Source organism: Pseudomonas sp. RIT-562, from assembly GCF_026241895.1.
In the GTDB taxonomy this organism is placed as follows: domain Bacteria; phylum Pseudomonadota; class Gammaproteobacteria; order Pseudomonadales; family Pseudomonadaceae; genus Aquipseudomonas; species Aquipseudomonas mandelii_F.
In genome coordinates this window covers 15,368-33,910 of sequence record NZ_JAPJIV010000016.1, presented here as the reverse complement: position 1 = coordinate 33,910, position 18,543 = coordinate 15,368, and the positions used below count along the sequence as shown (strand labels likewise).

Sequence of the window (18,543 nt, the reverse complement as noted above, 5' to 3'; positions counted from 1 at the left end):
CTTTCATGACTTCCCCGACACAACCGCCGGTTGCCGACGCTTCGAGCGACGTTCCGGCAGACCTGCCAGACAGCGTCGACTCCAGCGCAGACAGCGAAACCAAACCTGCAATCCCGGCATTCAAATTCCCGTTCAAGCCGGGCGAACTGGCCGCTGCGAAGAATGCCAATCAGCCTTGGTACAAGAATGGCGCGAAGAATGGCCATACCAAGACCCCGGGCGCTGCGCCGCCGGGTACTCGTCGGTCGATGGGCAAGCGCTAAGCTTCGAGATTTTGCTATCTGTTGCACCGCTATCGCGAGCAGGCTCGCTCCTGCAGGGGAGGCTGCCCGCGACAGGTATTCAGATCAGGCCGCCCGCAACGAAATAAACGCGTAGTTCAGGGCTGCACCGTCGGCCAGTTCAGCACCAGCGGCTTGGACCTGGCCGGCGATGTCGTCGCCCGAGACATGGAACAGCCACTCGCTGGCCCATTCCGGCAGTGTCTGGCCGGCCAGCTCATCAAAGATCGTGGCGAATTCGGCCATATCCGGCAGGTACGCGGTAAAACCATCGCCCTTCAGCGCCGTGGTACGTATCCCCAATAGCGCGCACATCGCGTCCTTGACCAGCACATCATCCCGATCCGCCTGGCGTGAGCGCTGGATCAGTTCGGCCAGTGGCTGGTCAACCAGTGCGCCACCCACGATCAGCTCCGGCCCACTCTCCCACGACTCTGGAGGACATTCCTTTACCGCGATGTTGAGCGGGATGTGTGGGTTGATTTCCATCGGATAGATGCGGCAAACCAGGGGGCGGCGATCATAGATGCGGCACAGGTTGTCTTCGTCAAGATTCCGGCAGCGCCCCAGGTTGTAGGCAGCAAAGGTGATGGCCACGAATGCCGCGGATTCGCCGCTGCTCACCCGCGCCGAACGGCGCTCGGCATGCTCGCGTTGCTGCGCTGGCAGCCCCAGGCCACTGTCGAGGAAAGCCTCGACCAGCACGATCACCTGACCGCCGTCACCAGCCCACATACGGGCTTCATCCAGGGTCAGGGGGACATGGTGATCGGTGCAGCATTTGCCACAGCCTACGCAGGAAAACGTCGTATTCATTGAGCGGTCAGTCGCATCCGGAAGCAGGAGAACGGTGACGGAAAATCACCGCGAAGGCCTGCGTGGAAGCAAGTTATGCGCCACTCATTGGGTTTTGCCCGGCGCGCGGATCGAATCCCATTCGGTGGCGTAGGCTGTTTTGCTTTTCTTGTTGTAGAGGCACAGCTCGGTGCCTTGCTGGCCTTTCATGTGTTTTTGCGGGTACTGGCCCTGCAGCAGCAGCGCGGTGTAGCCGACGCGATCATCGAATTGGGCGGCGGTGCCGACCGGCTTGGGGTTTTTCAGGCCGCTGGCCTTGGTGCAACTGGCGAGCACTGCTTTGTCGAAGGCTGCCCAGGCGTCGGGGCTGGAGGCCTGGGCTTGAGTGGCCAGGGCAGTGAGGCAGATGACGGTCAGGGTGATTGCTTTCATGGGGGCAGGGATCCTTGGTGATGTCAGGTCGAGTATGCCTCAAGAGGGTAGGGTTGCCTGAAATCGCCAAAAGATCGCAGCCTTCGGCAGCTCCTACGGGGTGGCATGCGTTCGCCTGTAGGAGCTGCCGAAGGCTGCGATCTTGGCGCCATCAGGCAGGAACCCGCTCCCGGCGAACCACAGACATCCCGACACTTTCATACAGCCGCTGCGCCCTGAGGTTGTCTTCCAGCACCTTTAAATCGACAAACCCTTCGCGCCTTTGCTGAAACACGTTGAAAGCATGTAGCAGCAGCGCCCGGCCCAATCCTTGGCCCTGAGCCCGTGGATGCACCACCAGGTTTTTGATGTAGGCGCTCGTCCAGCACTGGCAAACTCCGACAATACCTGCGGCATCCAGTGCGATGAAGCACAGGGACGGGTCGTATTCCGGATCGGTTGCAAAACGCTGTTGCCAGACATCCAGTGCCGGCACGCGGCCGCCACCGTGCTCATAACCCGATTCCATCAAGCGATGAACGGCTTCAGCGCTCTCCGGGCAGTATTCGCCGAGGACGATTCCCCGGGGCCAGGTGATCGCAGGCACAACTTCAGCAAGGTTGCGCCGCATCAGAAAGCAGTAATCCTTGCTCAAGCCTCAATGACCTTGTTCTGCGACAGCCCTGGCGGCTTCGATCAGGCACTTGGTCAACTCTGGCGAGGAGAACTTGGTCAGCACCGCGTTCGCGCCAGCGAGACGGGCCTTTTCACTGTTCATCGCACTGTCCAGGGAAGTGTGCAGCAGCACATAAAGGTGCGCGAAGTCCGGCGTTTCACGCAAGGTTCGGGTGAAGGCATAGCCGTCCATCTCCGACATCTCAATGTCTGAAACGATCAGGTTGATCTGCTGTTCGGTGCCTTGCAAGTCCAGCAGGCAGTCGATGGCTTCCTTGGCGCTGCGCGCGGTGTGGCATTGCAGGCCGAGATTGCGCAGGGTGTGCACCGATTGCTGCAGCGCAGTCTGGCTGTCGTCGACTACCAGTATCCGTGCATTGCCGAGTGTTTCGGCGTCTTCCATGCTGAGTTCGGTCGGCGCCGATTCGATCTGGGCCGGGGCGATGCCGTGAATGACCTTTTCGATATCCAGAACTTGCACCAACGTGCCGTCGACCGAAGTCACCCCGGTGATGTACGAGCGCAAACCGCCAGAGCCGTAGGGCGGAGGGCGGATGTCAGTGGTCAGGCAGTGGACGATCTTGCTCACCGCCTGCACGTGCAGGCCCTGCTTCGAGCGGCTGACGTCGGTGACGATCAGGCAGCCACCGTTGGGATCTTCCAGCGGCCTCTCGCCGATGGCGCGGCTGAGGTCGATCACCGACAACGACATGCCGCGCAGGGTGGCGATGCCTTTGACGTGGGGGTGTGACTCCGGCAGTTTGGTCAGGGCTGGGCAGGGGATGATTTCACTGACTTTCAGCAGGTTGATCGCCATCAGCTTGCCGCTGCGCAAGGTAAATAGCAGAAGCGAAAGTGAGTCTGCGCGGGCTTTGGTGGAGGACATAAAAACCTTCTGTGGAAAAAGGTGAGGGCGCTGTGGGGAGCGCCAACAACTATCGATGCCGGGTTATCGACTTGTTGCGGGCAGGCTTTAGGTTAAATACCGGTATTGTCGGCTGACGCGACCTTTGTAGCAGCTGGCGAAGCCTGCGTTCGGCTGCGTAGCAGTCGTGAATCCGGATAACGCGGTATAACCGCCGATTTTACGTCTGCTGCGCAGCCGAACGCAGCCTTCGGCAGCTGCTACACGGGCATTTTCATCCTTTCAATTTTGACCGGTCGAGCTGGGTTCCTCGCTATTTCATGCCGAGGCGCTTGGCCATCCGCCCAAGATTCGCCCGATCCAGCCCCAGCTCCCGTGCCGCGCTGGCCCAATTGTTGTGGTGCCGTTCCAGACAAGCGCTGATCAAATGCCGCTGATAACTGTCGGTCGCTTCGCGCAGGTCTCCCGACACCAGTGCTGGCGCAGCCACGGTTGGTGGCTGCGCCAGTACTTCGACGCTGCCATTGGGCAGGTCGAGATCCGCCGCGCTCAGGCTGAGAATCTTCGGCCGTTCCTTGCACTGACCCAGCGCCTTCAGGGCACTCCTGCCGATCAGGTGTTCCAGCTCGCGCACGTTGCCCGGCCAGTCGTAGGCCAGCAGCGCAGCCTGGGCATCGCTGTTGAGGCGCAGGCTATTGAGGCCCATGCGTGAACGGTTCTGCTCCAGAAAGTAGCCGCTGAGTAGAAGTACATCGCGCCCGCGCTCACGCAGCGCCGGCACCAGCAGTGGGTAGACGCTCAAGCGGTGATAAAAATCGGCACGATAGCGGCCGCTGCGCACTTCTTCAGCGAGGTCGCGGTTGGTCGCCGCGATCAAACGCACGTCCACCTGATGTTCCTTGTCCGACCCCAGCCGTTGCAGCTGGCCGCTTTGCAGCACGCGCAACAGTTTGGCCTGCACGGTCAGCGACAGCTCGCCCACTTCGTCAAGAAACAACGTGCCGCCATTGGCCAGTTCGAATTTACCGCGCCGGTCACTGGTGGCACCGGTGAAAGCACCGCGCACGTGGCCGAACAGCTCGCTTTCGACCAGGGTGTCGGGCAAGGCGGCGCAGTTGAGGCTGATGATCGGTTTGTCGGCGCGGGCAGAAGAGGCGTGGATGGCCTGAGCCACCAGCTCCTTGCCAACCCCGGTTTCGCCAGTGATCAACACGGTCAGGTCGCTGCCGCCCACCAGGTCGATTTCTTCAACCAGGCGTTTATGCGCCTTGCTCTGGCCGATCATCTCGCGATTCTGCTGACCGCTTGCCTGGCGATATACCTCGGCGCGCTGATGTTCGTGTTCGGCCCTGTTGGCCAGGCGCTCGATCCGTTCCGCGGCATTGACTGTGGCCGCCGCCAGGCTGGCGAAGGCTTGCAGTGCATCCAGCTCAATCGGTTCGAAGCTTTGCGGATCGAGTGCATCCAGGGTCAGCAGGCCCCACGGACGTTCGTCGATAAACAGCGGGCAGCCCATGCAATCATGGACTTCCAAATGGTCATGCAGGCCATCCACCAACCCATCGTAAGGGTCCGGCAACTCGCTGTCGGCGGCAAATCGGGTGGGCCCAGGACTGCTGAGCAGCGCTTCGAAGCGCGGATGCTCGCTGATTTTGAAGCGTCGTCCCAGGGTGTCGGTGCTCAGGCCGTCGACTGCCAGCGGCACCAGCCACTCTCCGTCGATGCGCAGCAGGGCTGCGGCGTCGCACGGCAAAAGGGCGCGCATGGCTTCGAGCAGGCGTCGATAGCGCTCACCTTCCGGGAGTTCGCGGGACAGGTCGGAGACCAGGGGCAGCAGGGCGGTGAGCAGGGATTTTGCAGTCATAGTGACTCCATATAGTCGATTTGACTATAAAGCAACTCAGGTCTAAATGACTATATTAAGCATAACTAGCTGATTTATAACGATTTTAAAATTGGCATGAAAACTGATACCTAAGGGCAAACGAATAGAAACCCAGGAGTCACCTTATGCTGAGCGCTCAAGATCGTGCAATCGTCAAATCCACCGTGCCATTGCTGGAAAGCGGCGGCGAAGCGTTGATCACCCATTTCTACCGGATGATGCTCTCCGAATACCCGCAAGTGCGCCCGCTGTTCAACCAGGCCCACCAGGCCAGTGGTGATCAGCCACGCGCCCTGGCCAATGGCGTGCTGATGTATGCCCGTCACATCGATCAGCTCGACCAGTTGGGCGACCTGGTGGCGAAGATCATCAACAAGCACGTGGCGTTGCAGATTCTGCCGGAGCATTACCCTATTGTCGGCTCCTGTTTGCTGCGAGCCATCAGCGAAGTGCTGGGTGACGAGATCGCCACGCCTGAAGTGATGGCCGCCTGGGGCGCTGCTTATGGGCAACTGGCCGATATCCTGATGGGTGCGGAAAAGACCATCTACGACCAGAAGGCGCAGGCGCCTGGCGGTTGGCGTGGGGCGCGGGAATTCATCGTGGCGGCCAAGGTCGAGGAGAGCGCGGAAATTATTTCGTTCTATTTCGAGCCGGCGGACAAGGGCCCGATCCTGGCGGCGGAACCTGGCCAGTACATCGGCATGAAACTGATCCTGGATGGTGAAGAAATTCGCCGTAACTATTCACTGTCGGCCTTGGCCAACAAAGGGCAATACCGCATCAGCGTCAAGCGTGAGCAAGGGGGGCGTGCCTCCAATCACCTGCACGACCAACTGCATGTGGGCGCGTCCATCCAGCTGTTCCCGCCGTCGGGTGAATTCACCTTGAGTGCCAGCGACAAACCCCTGGTGCTGATCAGTGGCGGCGTTGGTATCACGCCGACCCTGGCGATGCTGGAAGCGGCGCTGGCCACTGAGCGACCGGTGCACTTCATCCACTGCGCGCGCAATGGCAGCGTCCATGCGTTCCGGGACTGGATCGACGGCCTTGCCGAACGTCACCCGCAGCTCAAGCGTTTCTATTGCTATGCCGAAGATGACGGCGTGAGCCCGGCCGCCGACAAGGTTGGTCTTTTAAGCCAGGAACAGCTGGGCGAGTGGTTGCCCGCAGAGCGTGATCTCGACGCTTATTTCCTTGGGCCCAAAGGCTTCATGGCAGCGATCAAGCGCCACCTCAAAGCGTTGGGTGTGCCGGAAAAACAAAGCCGCTACGAGTTCTTCGGCCCGGCATCCGCGCTGGAATAACCACCGCCCCTCTGACGGAGCCCGGCTTGCCGGCGATGGCAATCCCACGGCCGCCATCGCTGGCGAGCCCTGCAATCAGCCTTTGAGTTCCTTCAAATGCTTGTACACCGTGGCCCGTCCCATGTTCAGGACATTCGCCACATAGTTGGAGGCGCTTTTGCCTTTGAAGGCGCCTTCGGCGTGCAGGGCCAGGACCAGTTCGCGTTTGTGGTCGCGGGTGAGCATGCTCAGGCTCAGCTGGCGCTCGCGCAGCCAGGCGTGGAGGAAGGTGTTGATACGCTCCTGCCAGTCATCGCGGAACAGTGAGTCCGGTTGCGGTATCAGCTTGCTCGGCGACAGGAACAAATCCAGCGCCGCCTTGGCGTTCTCGAACAGCGAAATATTCAGATTGATGCACAGTACCGCCAAGGGGAGGCCATCACTGTCGCGCAACACACTGCTCAAGCTGCGAATTTTCTGACCATCCCAATTGAGCTTTTCATACGGCCCAATATTTCGTTCGCTGACCTCTTCACTGAGCATGTCTTCCAGCGAAGAGTCGTCGCCCACTTCGCGTTTCGACAGGTTGTTGGCGATGTAGTCGACTTTCTGCGTGCGCAGATCGTGCAGCACGACTTCGGCATGGGGAAAGAACAGCGTCGCAATCGCGTCGCTGATGGCTCGGTAGTTATCCAGGGCCGGATCTCTCTCGGGGGCGTTCATTCAGTGGCGCTCCAGGCGGCATCAGCGCCCACAAGGCAGGGCGCTGGAAGTTTGCCGCAAACGGCGGTGGACGTCACCCGACTAACCCTGTTTGCTCAGGCGCGCAGGGTCGAGCATGGCAGCGTTCAGGCCGAATCGGCTCAGCGCTTCGGGCAGGGGCTCGCCGCGCACCAGTGCGGCACTGGCCTGACCCATCGCCGGAGAGGTCTGAATCCCGTAACCCCCTTGAGCCGCCACCCAGAACAGCCCAGGTACCTGCGGATCGAAGCCGCAGAGCAAATCGCCGTCGCTGACAAAACTGCGCAACCCCGCCCAGGTGCGGGTCGGACGGCGGATAGTCAGGGTGGTGGCCTCCTCGATCTGGTAGATGCCCATGGCGATGTCCAGCTCTTCGGGCTGCACATCATGGGGCTGGACCGGGTCGGCATTGGCCGGCGAGCCGAGGAACATACCGGCGTCGGGCTTCATGTAGAACGATTCATCCAGGCTGACCAGCATCGGCCAGTGGTGGATGTCCACGCCTTCCGGCCCGGCGAAGATGAACGCCGCGCGCCGCTTGGGTTGCAGGCCCAGCGGCTGGGCGCCGGCGAGTTCGCCGATCTTGTCGGCCCAGGCGCCGGCAGCGTTGATAACGACCGGGGCGCTGAAGGTCTGGCCGTTGGTTTGCACCTGCCATAGGCCCTCGGCATCCTGGCTCAGGCTCAGCACCTCAGTATCAGTAAGGACCTGGCCCTGGTTGCGCCGGATACCGCGCAGGTAACCCTGATGCAGGGCATCGGTGTCGATGTCGCTGGCAGTCGGGTCATAGATCGCGCCATGAACTTTTTCCCGACGCAGGATCGGCAGGCGCACGCAGGCCTCTTCGGCGCTGAGCATCTGCATTTCCGGCACCGTGGCCTTGGCGCTCAGGTATTGGTTCTGCAGTTCGGCAGGGTCGCCGCTGAAGTCGACGGTCATCTCGCCGCGCGGAGTCAGCAGCGGGTGTTCGCAGAAACCGGCGGGTGGCGCGTCGAAGAAATCCCGGCTGGCCTGGGTCAACGCCCTGACCTGCGGCGTGCCATAGGCCGCGGTGTACAGCGCGGCGGAACGGCCGGTGGAGTGATAGGCCGGATGGGATTCACGCTCGAGCACAATCACTCGGCCATGCTGCGACAGCCAGAAGCCGGTGGAAGCGCCGGCAATTCCGCCGCCGATGATGATGAAGTCTGCCTGGCTCATGCATGTCTCCTGATGGGCGAAAATGCCAATGTTTCGATGATCTTTGTAGGAGCCGGCTTGCCGGCGATACAGGCGCCGCGGTCTGTCAGGGAACCGTGGTGATGCGATCGCCAGCAAGCAGGCTCCTACAGGGGGTGGTGGTGTTAGTGCTGTAGGCGGTAGATGGCATTGGCCAGTGCAATGTCTTCCAGGCCCAGGCCGATCGAGCGGAAAAACACGTGGCGATCGTAGGCGGGGCGTTGCACTTTGCCGCTGATCAAATCGGCCAGGTCGCCGACGATGGCGCTTTTGTCCCAGCCATGTTGTTCACCGGCAATCAGCATCTCGCCGGCCGAACCAGGCGTGGTCACCCGGTAGTCGCAGAACACCTGCATGGCGCTGAGACTTTGCGGCGGCACTTCGTGAGCCCGTGGCGCGTTGGTGCTGATGGAGGTGATCAGTGCCGGTTTGCTCAAGGTGGACGGGTCGATGACCGGGCCGGCGGACGAGGTACACAGCATGATCACATCGGCGTCGTGGATGGCCGCTTCGCGACTCGTGGCCAGTGTCAGGCGTGGGTCAAGGCCTGTGAGCCGCGCTTTCGTTTCAGCATCAAGACTGTCCAGGCCGGGGGAATAGAGGTTGATGCTCTGCCACTCACGCAGACCCTTCACATAATGCAGGTGCGCCTGGGCCACCTTGCCGCTGCCGATAATCGCCAGGCGCTGCGCCTTCTGTGGGGCCAGGGCATCGACTGCCACGGCGGTGGTCGCGGCAGTGCGTGCCGTGGTCAGTTCGGCGGCGTCGCACAGTAACAACGGCTGGCCGGTCTGCATCGACATCAGCAAGGTCCACGCAGTCACCAACGGGCCCTGCTCGCGCACGATGTAGGGTGAAGTCTTGACCCCGTACACCCCGTCTTCGGCCAGCACACCCAGGTAGTTGATGAAGTCACCGGCGCCTTGGGGAAATTCCACCAGTTGCTGCGCCGGTTGCACCGCGTGCCCGGCCGCCAGGTCGCGAAACAGTTTGCGCAGAATCTGCGGAACATCCAGTTGCGCCAGCAGTTCGCGGGTCTGGGGTTGGGTGATCACGTAGGGCGTGCTGGACATGAACGGCTCCGGAGACTGCATCTAAACTATTTTGTCCATTATGGACTTTTAGTTTTGTTGGGCAAGCCTGTTGAACGAAACCCGGACGAAAAAAAGGCGCAGTCCGTTGCCGGCTGCGCCTCTTGCACACGCCAGAAGTTACGGGCGCTTGCGCTCAACCGCCCGCAGCAGATGCGTCGGCGGCGTTTCACAGCTGATCTTGCGGCCCAGCAGCGCCTCGATGGACGGTAGCTGGTAGGAGTCGTCTTCACCGGCAAAACTGATGGACACACCGTCGGCGCCAGCCCGGCCGGTGCGGCCGATACGGTGTACGTAATCGTCCGGCACTTCCGGCAAGGTGAAGTTGATCACGTGGCTGATGCCGTCGATGTGGATGCCGCGACCGGCTACATCGGTGGCGACCAGTACGCGGATCTTGCCTTCGCGGAAGCCTTCCAGGGTCTTGATGCGCTTGTGCTGCGGCACGTCACCGGACAACTGCGCGGCGTTGACGCCATCGCGCACCAGGCGTTCTTCGATGCGCCGTACTTCGTCCTTGCGGTTGGCGAACACCATCACCCGCTCCCAACCGTTGTCGTTGACCAGGTTGTAGAGCAGCTTGTATTTGTCCGCACCGGCGACGGCGTAAATGTGTTGCTCGACGTTTTCGCTGGCCACGTTCTGCGACTCGATCTCGACGATCGACGGCTCGGTGGTCCATTGCTTGGCCAGGTTCATCACGTCTTCGGTGAAGGTCGCGGAGAACAGCAGCGTCTGGCGCTCGTTTTTCGGCGGGGTCTGGCGAATGATCTGCCGCACTTGCGGGATGAAGCCCATGTCGAGCATGCGGTCGGCTTCGTCCAGGACCATGACTTCAACCATGTCCAGGTGCACGTCGCCGCGCTGGTTGAAGTCCAGCAGACGGCCAGGCGTGGCCACGAGGATGTCGCAGTGACGGGCTTCGAGGTGCTTGAGCTGCTTGTCGAAGTCCATGCCGCCGACAAAGGTCATGACGTTGAGGCCGGTGTACTTGGTCAGGTCGGCGGCGTCCTTGGCGATCTGCACTACCAGTTCACGGGTCGGCGCGATAATCAGTGCCCGTGGCTCGCCCATGTAGCGCTCTTTGGGCGGTGGGGTTTGCAGCAGCTGGGTAATTATCGAAATCAGGAATGCGGCAGTCTTGCCAGTGCCGGTCTGGGCGCGACCGATGGCGTCTTTGCCGGCGAGGGTAAAACCCAGCACCTGGGCCTGGATAGGCGTGCAATACGGGAAGCCCAGGTCCTGGATCGCGTGCATCAGTTCGGGGGCGAGTTTGAAATCGTGGAAGCGGGTTTTACCTTCCTGGGGTTCGACGGCGAAGTCCTCGAGCTTCCAGGGAATAACCGGTGCCTTGGGCTTGGGTTCGCGCCGTGGCCTTGCCGGTTTTGCTGCTTCGCTGAGCGGCGGTTCGTCGGCAGTAACTGCGACGGAGGGGGCGACCGGTGGGGTCATCGGCTCGTCCTTGGGTACCGCTGCGGTTGCGGTCCGGCCAGGCTGATTACCGTCGGTGCGGTGGCTGGGAGTGTGAGACGGAGCGCTGGAGGCTGGCGCGAGCTGCTCAGTCTCGCTTTTACCGAACATTTTCTTGAGTGCTTTGAGCACGGTCATCTCATCAATTGATTAAGGAATGTACGCCGGCCAGTGTAATGCAAGAATCGGGCGCGGCGTAGTGTGATGATCAAAGGTGGCTTTTACACGAGTTGTTTAACGCAGGCGCTCGGTGAGCCAGACCCCGATATCGTGTATCTCCTCGGGTAACACTTCGTGACCCATTGGGTATTCCTGCCATGTCACGGTGACACCACGGGTCTTCAAATGCTCATAAGCGCTGCGCCCCATCGAGTTTTGCACCACGTCATCGTACTGGCCATGTAGCGACAGCACCGGAATACGCTGCTGGCTGGCGGAAATTTCCAGCTCGTCGCTGAATGTCGGCGCGTAGGTGGAGAGGGCAAGTACGCCACCCAGTGGCCCCTGCCATTTCAGGAAGGCGGCGTGCAACACCACGGCACCACCCTGGGAAAAACCCGCGAGGAAAATGCGCGAGGCGTCTATTCCGCTGGCGCGCTCAGCTTCGATCAAATCCAGCACCCGCTGTGCTGACTCGTCCAGCTGCTCGCGGCTGATTGCCCGGGCCGGGCTCATGGCCAATATGTCGTACCAGCTGGGCATCTCGTAGCCACCATTAATAGTGACTGGGCGAGTCGGTGCCTGGGGCAAAACGAAGCGGGTGCTCAACAGGGTTTCCTGCAGCGCTTCGGCCACCGGCAGGAAGTCGTAACGGTCGGCGCCCAGGCCGTGCAGCCAGATAACGCAAGCATCTGCTGGCTTGACGGGTTGAAGAATCAAGGGCTCGGTCATGTTCGCTCCATTTTTGTGCGTGCGCTCTCATTGAGTGCGAGTTCTGAGTGCGCGTCTGGTTGATCAGTTAAGAAGATGTCGCAAGGTTACAAGTTTTGCTATTGACCTGTCTTTGAATGGCATTGGCGAGTGGTCTGGTACGGGCTTTGCTATGGGAAAACCCGAGCAATCAATCCAGCGACTGGCGGTAACACTATCAGTGTACTGCTGGCGGCGGGATAGCAAAAAAAATCCGGTGATGGATGTTCGCCAGTGGCCGCTACGGGCTTCGCGAACGAGAAGGGCTACAGCCCGTTCGGCCGATTGGTGAGAAGTGAGTGGTCCATGACGTGGATTTTCTCCTACTAGACTCATAGCTAAGGTCCTACGTCGCTTGACCCTAAAAAAAGCCAACACGGGTCAACAACGCCTCATAAGGGTGCGACTGGACTCACGCTCCGACACAACAAGAGCAAAACTGGAGGTTTGAATGAAGATGTTGAAATCCACCCTGGCCGTCGTGACTGCAGCCGCAGTACTTGGCGTCAGCGGGTTCGCTCAGGCGGGTGCAACCCTGGATGCAGTGCAGAAGAAAGGTTTTGTACAGTGCGGTGTGAGTGACGGCCTGCCGGGTTTCTCGGTTCCGGACGCCACTGGCAAGATCCTCGGCATCGATGCTGACTTCTGCCGCGCTGTAGCCGCTGCGGTATTCGGCGACGCCAACAAGGTTAAATTCAGCCAGCTGAACGCCAAGGAGCGCTTCACCGCGCTGCAATCCGGCGAAATCGACATTCTGTCGCGCAACACCACCATGACCAGCTCCCGTGATGCGGGCATGGGCCTGAAGTTTCCAGGTTTCATCACCTACTACGACGGCATCGGCTTTCTGGTAAACAACAAGCTCGGCGTCAAGAGCGCCAAGGAACTGGACGGTGCAACCATCTGCATCCAGGCCGGTACCACCACCGAGCTGAACGTTTCCGATTACTTCCGCGGCAACGGTCTGAAATACACCCCGATCACCTTCGACACCTCCGACGAAAGCGCCAAGTCGCTGGAATCCGGTCGTTGCGACGTGCTGACCTCCGACAAGTCCCAGCTGTTCGCCCAGCGCAGCAAGCTGGCCGCGCCGAAGGACTACGTGGTTCTGCCGGAAACCATCTCCAAAGAGCCGCTCGGCCCTGTGGTGCGTAACGGCGATGACGAATGGCTGGCTGTGGTTCGCTGGACTGGCTACGCCATGCTCAATGCAGAAGAAGCCGGCATCACTTCCAAGAACGTCGAAGCCGAAGCCAAAGCCACCAAGAACCCGGACGTCGCTCGTATGCTCGGGGCTGACGGTGAATACGGCAAGGATCTGAAACTGCCGAAGGACTGGGTAGTACAGATCGTCAAGCAGGTAGGTAACTACGGCGAAGTGTTCGAGAAAAACCTCGGCAAGAGCACCCCGCTGGAAATTGACCGCGGCCTGAACGCGCTGTGGAACAACGGCGGCATTCAATACGCACCACCAGTGCGCTGATGGTTCTATCACCCGGTGGGCCAACCGCCGGGTGATGTTCTGTTCCATTTCTTGCGGGGCACTTCATGCAAAATTCAATCGGCGCACCAAAGCAGAGGCTCAGCCTCAGCGATCCCAAAGTGCGTGCGTGGCTATTTCAGATCATCACCATTGTGGCGGTGGTCTCGCTGGGCTGGTATCTGTTCGATAACACCCAGACCAACCTGCAACACCGGGGCATTACCTCCGGCTTCGACTTTCTGGAGCGCAGTGCCGGTTTCGGCATCGCCCAACACCTGATCGACTACACCGAATCGGACAGCTATGCCCGGGTGTTTGTCATCGGCCTGCTCAACACGCTGCTGGTGACCTTCATCGGCGTGATCCTGGCGACAATCCTCGGGTTTATCGTCGGCGTATCACGGCTGTCAAAAAACTGGATCATTGCCAAGCTGGCGACGGTGTATGTAGAAGTTTTCCGCAACATCCCACCGCTGCTGCAGATCCTGTTCTGGTACTTCGCGGTATTCCTGACCATGCCTGGGCCGCGCAACAGCCACAACTTCGGCGATACCTTCTTCGTCAGCAGCCGTGGCCTGAACATGCCGGCAGCGCTGGCGTCGGATGGTTTCTGGCCGTTCGTGGCCAGCGTCGGCGTGGCCATAGTCGCTATCGTGCTGATGAACCGCTGGGCGACCAAACGTTTCGAAGAGACCGGCGTGCCGTTCCACAAGTTCTGGGTTGGCCTGGCGCTGTTCCTGGTGATCCCGGCGCTGTGCGCGTTGATTTTCGGCGCCCCCGTGCACTGGGAAATGCCCAAGCTGCAAGGCTTCAACTTCGTCGGTGGCTGGGTGCTGATCCCGGAACTGCTGGCGCTGACCCTGGCGCTCACCGTGTACACCGCGGCATTCATTGCCGAGATCGTGCGCTCGGGTATCAAGTCGGTCAGCCATGGCCAGACCGAAGCGGCGCACTCCCTGGGGCTGCGCAATGGTCCGACCCTGCGCAAGGTGATCATCCCGCAAGCCCTGCGCGTGATCATTCCACCGCTGACCAGCCAGTACCTGAACCTGGCAAAAAACTCCTCGCTGGCCGCCGGTATCGGTTACCCGGAGATGGTCTCGCTGTTTGCCGGCACGGTGCTGAACCAGACCGGGCAGGCGATCGAGGTGATTGCCATCACCATGAGCGTGTACCTGGCGATCAGTATCAGCATTTCCTTGCTGATGAACTGGTACAACAAGCGCATTGCGCTGATCGAGCGGTAAGGAAAAGCGCATGAGTACTCATACTTTCAAACCTGACATGCCGCCACCGGACCGCAGTATCGGTGTGGTGGCGTGGATGCGCGCCAACATGTTCTCCAGCTGGCTCAACACCCTGCTGACCCTGTTTGCGTTCTACCTGATTTACCTGGTGGTGCCGCCGATTCTCAGTTGGGCGATTATCAACGCCAACTGGGTCGGGACCAGCCAGGCCGACTGCACCAAGGATGGCGCCTGCTGGGTGTTCATCCAACAGCGCTTCGGCCAGTTCATGTACGGCTACTACCCGGTGGACCTGCGCTGGCGCGTGGACCTGACCGTGTGGCTGGCGGTCATCGGCGTGGCCCCGCTGTTCATCTCTCGCTTCCCGCGCAAAGCGGTGTACGGGCTGAGCTTCCTGGTGCTGTACCCGATCATTGCCTGGTGCCTGTTGCACGGTGGAGTGTTCGGCCTGACCCAGGTGGCGACCAGCCAATGGGGCGGCCTGATGCTGACACTGGTGATCGCCACTGTCGGTATTGCCGGTGCGTTGCCGCTGGGCATTGTCCTGGCGCTGGGACGTCGTTCGAACATGCCGGCGATTCGCGTGGTGTGCGTGACCTTCATCGAGTTCTGGCGCGGCGTGCCATTGATCACGGTGCTGTTCATGTCCTCGGTGATGCTGCCGCTGTTCCTGCCTGAAGGGATGAACTTCGACAAACTGTTGCGGGCACTGATCGGCGTGATCCTGTTCCAGTCGGCTTATGTGGCCGAGGTGGTGCGCGGTGGCCTGCAGGCGATCCCCAAAGGTCAGTACGAAGCGGCCGCAGCGATGGGCCTCGGCTACTGGCGTTCGATGGGCCTGGTGATCCTGCCGCAAGCCCTGAAGCTGGTGATCCCGGGCATCGTCAACACCTTCATTGCGCTGTTCAAGGACACCAGCCTGGTGATCATCATCGGCCTGTTTGACCTGCTCAACAGCGTCAAGCAAGCCGCCGCCGACCCGAAATGGCTGGGCATGGCCACTGAAGGCTACGTGTTCGCCGCCCTGGTGTTCTGGATTTTCTGTTTTGGTATGTCGCGCTATTCCATGCATCTGGAACGCAAGCTCGACACTGGCCACAAGCGTTAGGAGTTCTTTTTATGAGCGAAGCAATCAAACAGCCTGTGAGCCCTGAAGGCATTATTCAGATGCAGGGTGTGAACAAGTGGTATGGCCAGTTCCACGTGCTGAAAGACATCAACCTGAACGTCAAGCAGGGCGAGCGAATCGTCCTGTGCGGCCCATCGGGTTCCGGCAAATCCACCACTATTCGCTGCCTCAACCGCCTGGAAGAACACCAGCAGGGACGCATTGTGGTCGATGGCGTGGAGCTGACCAACGACCTCAAACAGATCGAGTCGGTGCGTCGCGAAGTCGGCATGGTGTTCCAGCACTTCAACCTGTTCCCGCACCTGACCATCCTGCAGAACTGCACCCTGGCACCGATGTGGGTACGCAAGATGCCCAAGCGCAAGGCCGAGGAAATTGCCATGCACTACCTGGAGCGCGTACGCATTCCGGAGCAGGCGCATAAATTCCCGGGGCAACTGTCCGGCGGTCAGCAGCAGCGCGTGGCGATCGCTCGCGCTCTGTGCATGAAGCCAAAAATCATGTTGTTCGACGAACCGACTTCAGCACTCGACCCGGAGATGGTGAAAGAAGTGCTCGACACCATGATCGGCCTGGCCGAAGACGGCATGACCATGCTGTGCGTGACTCACGAAATGGGCTTCGCCCGTACCGTGGCCAACCGCGTGATCTTCATGGACAAGGGCGAAATCGTTGAGCAGGCGGCGCCGAATGACTTCTTCGACAACCCGCAGAATGAGCGGACCAAGTTGTTCCTGAGCCAGATTCTGCATTGATCTGATTCAAGCATTGAAAGAAACCCGGACTCAGTTCCGGGTTTTTTTTCGCCCGCAGAAACGCTTTCTCACCTGTAGGAGCTGCCGCAGGCTGCGATCTTTTGATCTAGGCGTCCATGAGCTCACCCAGATCAGCGAAAAAGCAAGATCAACAGATCGCAGCCTTCGGCAGCTCCTACGGAGTGTGGTTGCCCTTTGATAGTTAGTTGACTAACATGTCAGGAAATTCATCCTATGATTGGATGACAGGGCGAATCCATGTCTGACATGTCACCGTTAATCAAGCGCTCCCTGGTCGATCAGGCCCTGGACCAATTGCGCCAGCGCATTACCGAAGGCGTCTGGGCGGTTGGGCAGCGTCTGCCCACCGAGCCGGAGTTGTCTGCGGAGTTGGGCATCAGCCGCAACACCGTGCGTGAAGCCATGCGCGTGCTGGCCTTTTCCGGATTGATCGACATTCGCCAGGGCGATGGCAGTTACCTGCGCGCAGTGATCGACCCCCTGGACACTATGAAGGCGCTGTCGCGCTGCTCCCATGAACAGGCCCGCGAAACCCGGCACATCCTTGAAGTCGAAGCGATTGGCCTCGCGGCCTTGCGACGCACCGACGAAGATCTGCTGGCATTGCGCGAAGCCCTGGGTGTCAGCGGCAGTCACTACCATGGTGATCTCGACAGCTACATCGCTTGCGACCTGGTGTTTCACCGGCGCCTGGTCGACGCCGCGCACAACCCCACGCTCAGTGAGCTGTATCGCTACTTTTCCAGAATCGTCGGCGCGCAACTGCGCCAGACCTTGACCGTCACCCCACGGCGCCAGGAAGTGTTCGACCTCCATGTCGAACTGCTGGATGCCGTCGAACAACGTGACCCGGAGCGGGCCAAAGCCCTGTCCAGGCAGTTGATCAATGAACCTTGAACCCAGGAAAACCATGTCCAGCCGTAACAGCAACATCCCTGAAGCCAAACGCACGGCGGAGCTCGAAGAGCTGCTGATAGACGCCGAAGCCGACGACGAAGAGGTGCAGAACAGCCACCCAATCCTGCGTCGGCCCTGGCTGTTGCTGTTGGGCTTGATTCTGGTCGCGCTTAACCTGCGTCCGGCGCTGTCGAGCATGGCGCCGATGCTCAGCGAGGTCTCGAAAAGCCTTGGCTTGTCCGCGGCCCAGGCCGGATTACTGACTACCTTGCCAGTGCTGTGCCTTGGGCTGTTTGCCCCACTGGCGCCAATCCTGGCCCGCCGCTTCGGCGCCGAGCGAGTGGTGCTGGGCATTCTGCTGACCCTGGCTGGCGGCATTATCCTGCGCAGTTCGTTCGGCGAAATCGGCCTGTTTGCCGGCAGCGTTTTGGGCGGCGCCAGTATCGGCGTGATTGGCGTATTACTGCCGGGCATCGTCAAGCGCGACTTCGCCAAACACGCGGGCACCATGACCGGCGTCTACACCATGGCCCTGTGCCTGGGTGCAGCGATGGCGGCGGGTGCGACCGTGCCGTTGAGCGAACATTTCGATAACAGCTGGGCCATCGGCCTGGGCTTCTGGATGATTCCGGCACTGGTCGCGGCACTGTTCTGGCTGCCGCAAGTCGGCCAGAAACACGGGGTGCACAATGTCGCCTACCGGGTTCGCGGCCTGCTGCGCGATCCCCTGGCCTGGCAAGTGACCTTGTACATGGGGCTGCAGTCATCGCTGGCCTACATTGTGTTCGGCTGGCTGCCTTCGATCCTCATCGGTCGCGGCCTGACGCCGACCCAGGCCGGGCTGGTGCTGTCCGGTTCGGTGATCGTGCAGTTGGCGAGTTCCCTGGCGGCACCCTGGCTGGCCACTCGCGGCAAGGACCAGCGCCTGGCGATCGTGATTGTCATGGCTCTGACCCTGGGCGGTCTGTTCGGTTGCCTGTATGCACCGATCGATGGCCTGTGGGGTTGGGCGATCCTGCTCGGCCTGGGGCAAGGCGGGGCTTTCAGCCTGGCGCTGACCCTGATCGTGCTGCGCTCGCGAGACGCGCACGTGGCGGCGAACCTGTCGAGCATGGCTCAGGGCTTTGGCTACACCCTGGCCTCCATGGGGCCGCTTGCGGTTGGCATCGTGCATGACTGGACCGGCGGCTGGGCGGCGGTCGGCTGGATTTTTGCGGTCATCGGCCTCGGCGCGATCCTTGCCGGACTGGGTGCCGGCCGATCGTTGTACGTCGGCGTAGTCAGCGAGAAGGTCTGACTCAAGCTCACCCTACCCGACGTCGCCGAGCCGTGGCGGTTGTCGCGCCAAACCTCTCGCCAGTTAGCTGACGAGAGGTTTCGTGCA

General features: G+C 60.6%; 18 protein-coding genes. 8 read left to right on the top strand and 10 right to left on the bottom strand.

All coding sequences use genetic code 11. From position 1 onward, the window contains the following. Positions 1–5: 5 nt before the first annotated feature. Positions 6–263: a hypothetical protein gene (locus ORL50_RS19030; RefSeq protein ID WP_266017217.1), complete on the top strand. Its 258-nt coding sequence runs from the start codon at positions 6–8 to the stop codon at positions 261–263. 84 nt (positions 264–347) lie between these two features. Here ORL50_RS19030 and ORL50_RS19025 read toward each other — a convergent pair whose 3' ends face one another. The 5 genes from ORL50_RS19025 to norR form a co-directional block, all read right to left on the bottom strand. After that, on the bottom strand, positions 348–1,097 hold the full coding sequence (locus tag ORL50_RS19025) for a YkgJ family cysteine cluster protein (RefSeq protein WP_266017216.1): 750 nt from the start codon (positions 1,095–1,097) through the stop codon (positions 348–350). An 84-nt stretch (positions 1,098–1,181) separates the two neighbouring features. After that, complete coding sequence (locus ORL50_RS19020) at positions 1,182–1,508, bottom strand: hypothetical protein (protein WP_266017215.1); 327 nt, start codon at positions 1,506–1,508, stop codon at positions 1,182–1,184. A gap of 151 nt (positions 1,509–1,659) precedes the next feature. Further along, a complete protein-coding gene (locus ORL50_RS19015; protein ID WP_266017363.1) occupies positions 1,660–2,118 on the bottom strand; it encodes a GNAT family N-acetyltransferase in 459 nt (152 codons plus the stop codon). A 27-nt stretch (positions 2,119–2,145) separates the two neighbouring features. Further along, on the bottom strand, positions 2,146–3,048 hold the full coding sequence (locus tag ORL50_RS19010) for a chemotaxis protein CheV (RefSeq protein ID WP_266017214.1): 903 nt from the start codon (positions 3,046–3,048) through the stop codon (positions 2,146–2,148). Positions 3,049–3,340: 292 nt separating this feature from the next. Further along, positions 3,341–4,891, bottom strand: a complete 1,551-nt coding sequence (norR, locus tag ORL50_RS19005) for a nitric oxide reductase transcriptional regulator NorR (protein WP_266017213.1) — start codon at positions 4,889–4,891, stop codon at positions 3,341–3,343. A gap of 146 nt (positions 4,892–5,037) precedes the next feature. Here norR and hmpA point away from each other — a divergent pair, with 146 nt between their 5' ends. Continuing rightward, positions 5,038–6,219 (top strand): NO-inducible flavohemoprotein, encoded by a 1,182-nt coding sequence (hmpA, locus tag ORL50_RS19000; RefSeq protein WP_266017212.1) that lies wholly within the window; start codon positions 5,038–5,040, stop codon positions 6,217–6,219. 75 nt (positions 6,220–6,294) lie between these two features. On the opposite strand, the gene ORL50_RS18995 is transcribed toward hmpA, so the two are convergent. The 5 genes from ORL50_RS18995 to ORL50_RS18975 all read right to left on the bottom strand — a co-directional run bounded on the left by ORL50_RS18995 (position 6,295) and on the right by ORL50_RS18975 (position 11,609). Next, positions 6,295–6,921 (bottom strand): helix-turn-helix transcriptional regulator, encoded by a 627-nt coding sequence (locus tag ORL50_RS18995; RefSeq protein WP_266017211.1) that lies wholly within the window; start codon positions 6,919–6,921, stop codon positions 6,295–6,297. 81 nt (positions 6,922–7,002) lie between these two features. Continuing rightward, complete coding sequence (locus ORL50_RS18990) at positions 7,003–8,139, bottom strand: NAD(P)/FAD-dependent oxidoreductase (RefSeq protein ID WP_266017209.1); 1,137 nt, start codon at positions 8,137–8,139, stop codon at positions 7,003–7,005. 143 nt (positions 8,140–8,282) lie between these two features. Next, the gene (locus ORL50_RS18985; RefSeq protein ID WP_266017208.1) at positions 8,283–9,230 is read right to left on the bottom strand and encodes an ornithine cyclodeaminase family protein; all 948 of its coding nucleotides are present in this window, start codon (positions 9,228–9,230) and stop codon (positions 8,283–8,285) included. A 138-nt stretch (positions 9,231–9,368) separates the two neighbouring features. Beyond that, positions 9,369–10,856 (bottom strand): ATP-dependent RNA helicase RhlB, encoded by a 1,488-nt coding sequence (rhlB, locus tag ORL50_RS18980; protein ID WP_266017207.1) that lies wholly within the window; start codon positions 10,854–10,856, stop codon positions 9,369–9,371. Between the two features lie 96 nt (positions 10,857–10,952). Continuing rightward, complete coding sequence (locus ORL50_RS18975) at positions 10,953–11,609, bottom strand: alpha/beta hydrolase (RefSeq protein WP_266017206.1); 657 nt, start codon at positions 11,607–11,609, stop codon at positions 10,953–10,955. A gap of 469 nt (positions 11,610–12,078) precedes the next feature. Between ORL50_RS18975 and ORL50_RS18970 the strand changes: the two genes are divergently transcribed. From ORL50_RS18970 to ORL50_RS18945, 6 genes are all read left to right on the top strand, one after another. Then, positions 12,079–13,110 carry an amino acid ABC transporter substrate-binding protein gene (locus ORL50_RS18970; protein ID WP_266017205.1) on the top strand — a complete coding sequence of 344 codons (1,032 nt, stop codon included), beginning with the start codon at positions 12,079–12,081 and terminating at the stop codon, positions 13,108–13,110. A 65-nt stretch (positions 13,111–13,175) separates the two neighbouring features. Further along, the gene (locus ORL50_RS18965; RefSeq protein WP_266017204.1) at positions 13,176–14,357 is read left to right on the top strand and encodes an amino acid ABC transporter permease; all 1,182 of its coding nucleotides are present in this window, start codon (positions 13,176–13,178) and stop codon (positions 14,355–14,357) included. A 10-nt stretch (positions 14,358–14,367) separates the two neighbouring features. After that, positions 14,368–15,465 (top strand): amino acid ABC transporter permease, encoded by a 1,098-nt coding sequence (locus ORL50_RS18960; protein WP_266017203.1) that lies wholly within the window; start codon positions 14,368–14,370, stop codon positions 15,463–15,465. An 11-nt stretch (positions 15,466–15,476) separates the two neighbouring features. After that, positions 15,477–16,241 (top strand): amino acid ABC transporter ATP-binding protein, encoded by a 765-nt coding sequence (locus ORL50_RS18955; RefSeq protein WP_045062117.1) that lies wholly within the window; start codon positions 15,477–15,479, stop codon positions 16,239–16,241. Between the two features lie 258 nt (positions 16,242–16,499). Continuing rightward, positions 16,500–17,159 (top strand): FadR/GntR family transcriptional regulator, encoded by a 660-nt coding sequence (locus ORL50_RS18950; protein WP_266017202.1) that lies wholly within the window; start codon positions 16,500–16,502, stop codon positions 17,157–17,159. Next, positions 17,149–18,456 (top strand): CynX/NimT family MFS transporter, encoded by a 1,308-nt coding sequence (locus ORL50_RS18945; RefSeq protein WP_266017201.1) that lies wholly within the window; start codon positions 17,149–17,151, stop codon positions 18,454–18,456. The genes ORL50_RS18950 and ORL50_RS18945 overlap by 11 nt, the downstream gene beginning before the upstream one ends. Positions 18,457–18,543: the final 87 nt, after the last annotated feature.

What these genes read in the sequence shown, in the direction of transcription:
- ORL50_RS18985 (WP_266017208.1), bottom strand. Translation starts at nt 9,230, where the DNA reads ATGTCCAGCACGCCCTACGTGATCACCCAACCCCAGACCCGCGAACTG.
- ORL50_RS19010 (WP_266017214.1), bottom strand. Translation starts at nt 3,048, where the DNA reads ATGTCCTCCACCAAAGCCCGCGCAGACTCACTTTCGCTTCTGCTATTT.
- ORL50_RS18955 (WP_045062117.1), top strand. Translation starts at nt 15,477, where the DNA reads ATGAGCGAAGCAATCAAACAGCCTGTGAGCCCTGAAGGCATTATTCAG.
- ORL50_RS18975 (WP_266017206.1), bottom strand. Translation starts at nt 11,609, where the DNA reads ATGACCGAGCCCTTGATTCTTCAACCCGTCAAGCCAGCAGATGCTTGC.
- hmpA (WP_266017212.1), top strand. Translation starts at nt 5,038, where the DNA reads ATGCTGAGCGCTCAAGATCGTGCAATCGTCAAATCCACCGTGCCATTG.
- ORL50_RS18950 (WP_266017202.1), top strand. Translation starts at nt 16,500, where the DNA reads ATGTCTGACATGTCACCGTTAATCAAGCGCTCCCTGGTCGATCAGGCC.
- ORL50_RS18960 (WP_266017203.1), top strand. Translation starts at nt 14,368, where the DNA reads ATGAGTACTCATACTTTCAAACCTGACATGCCGCCACCGGACCGCAGT.
- ORL50_RS18990 (WP_266017209.1), bottom strand. Translation starts at nt 8,139, where the DNA reads ATGAGCCAGGCAGACTTCATCATCATCGGCGGCGGAATTGCCGGCGCT.
- ORL50_RS19020 (WP_266017215.1), bottom strand. Translation starts at nt 1,508, where the DNA reads ATGAAAGCAATCACCCTGACCGTCATCTGCCTCACTGCCCTGGCCACT.
- norR (WP_266017213.1), bottom strand. Translation starts at nt 4,891, where the DNA reads ATGACTGCAAAATCCCTGCTCACCGCCCTGCTGCCCCTGGTCTCCGAC.
- ORL50_RS18970 (WP_266017205.1), top strand. Translation starts at nt 12,079, where the DNA reads ATGAAGATGTTGAAATCCACCCTGGCCGTCGTGACTGCAGCCGCAGTA.
- ORL50_RS19030 (WP_266017217.1), top strand. Translation starts at nt 6, where the DNA reads ATGACTTCCCCGACACAACCGCCGGTTGCCGACGCTTCGAGCGACGTT.
- ORL50_RS19015 (WP_266017363.1), bottom strand. Translation starts at nt 2,118, where the DNA reads ATGCGGCGCAACCTTGCTGAAGTTGTGCCTGCGATCACCTGGCCCCGG.
- ORL50_RS18995 (WP_266017211.1), bottom strand. Translation starts at nt 6,921, where the DNA reads ATGAACGCCCCCGAGAGAGATCCGGCCCTGGATAACTACCGAGCCATC.
- ORL50_RS18965 (WP_266017204.1), top strand. Translation starts at nt 13,176, where the DNA reads ATGCAAAATTCAATCGGCGCACCAAAGCAGAGGCTCAGCCTCAGCGAT.
- ORL50_RS18945 (WP_266017201.1), top strand. Translation starts at nt 17,149, where the DNA reads ATGAACCTTGAACCCAGGAAAACCATGTCCAGCCGTAACAGCAACATC.
- ORL50_RS19025 (WP_266017216.1), bottom strand. Translation starts at nt 1,097, where the DNA reads ATGAATACGACGTTTTCCTGCGTAGGCTGTGGCAAATGCTGCACCGAT.
- rhlB (WP_266017207.1), bottom strand. Translation starts at nt 10,856, where the DNA reads ATGACCGTGCTCAAAGCACTCAAGAAAATGTTCGGTAAAAGCGAGACT.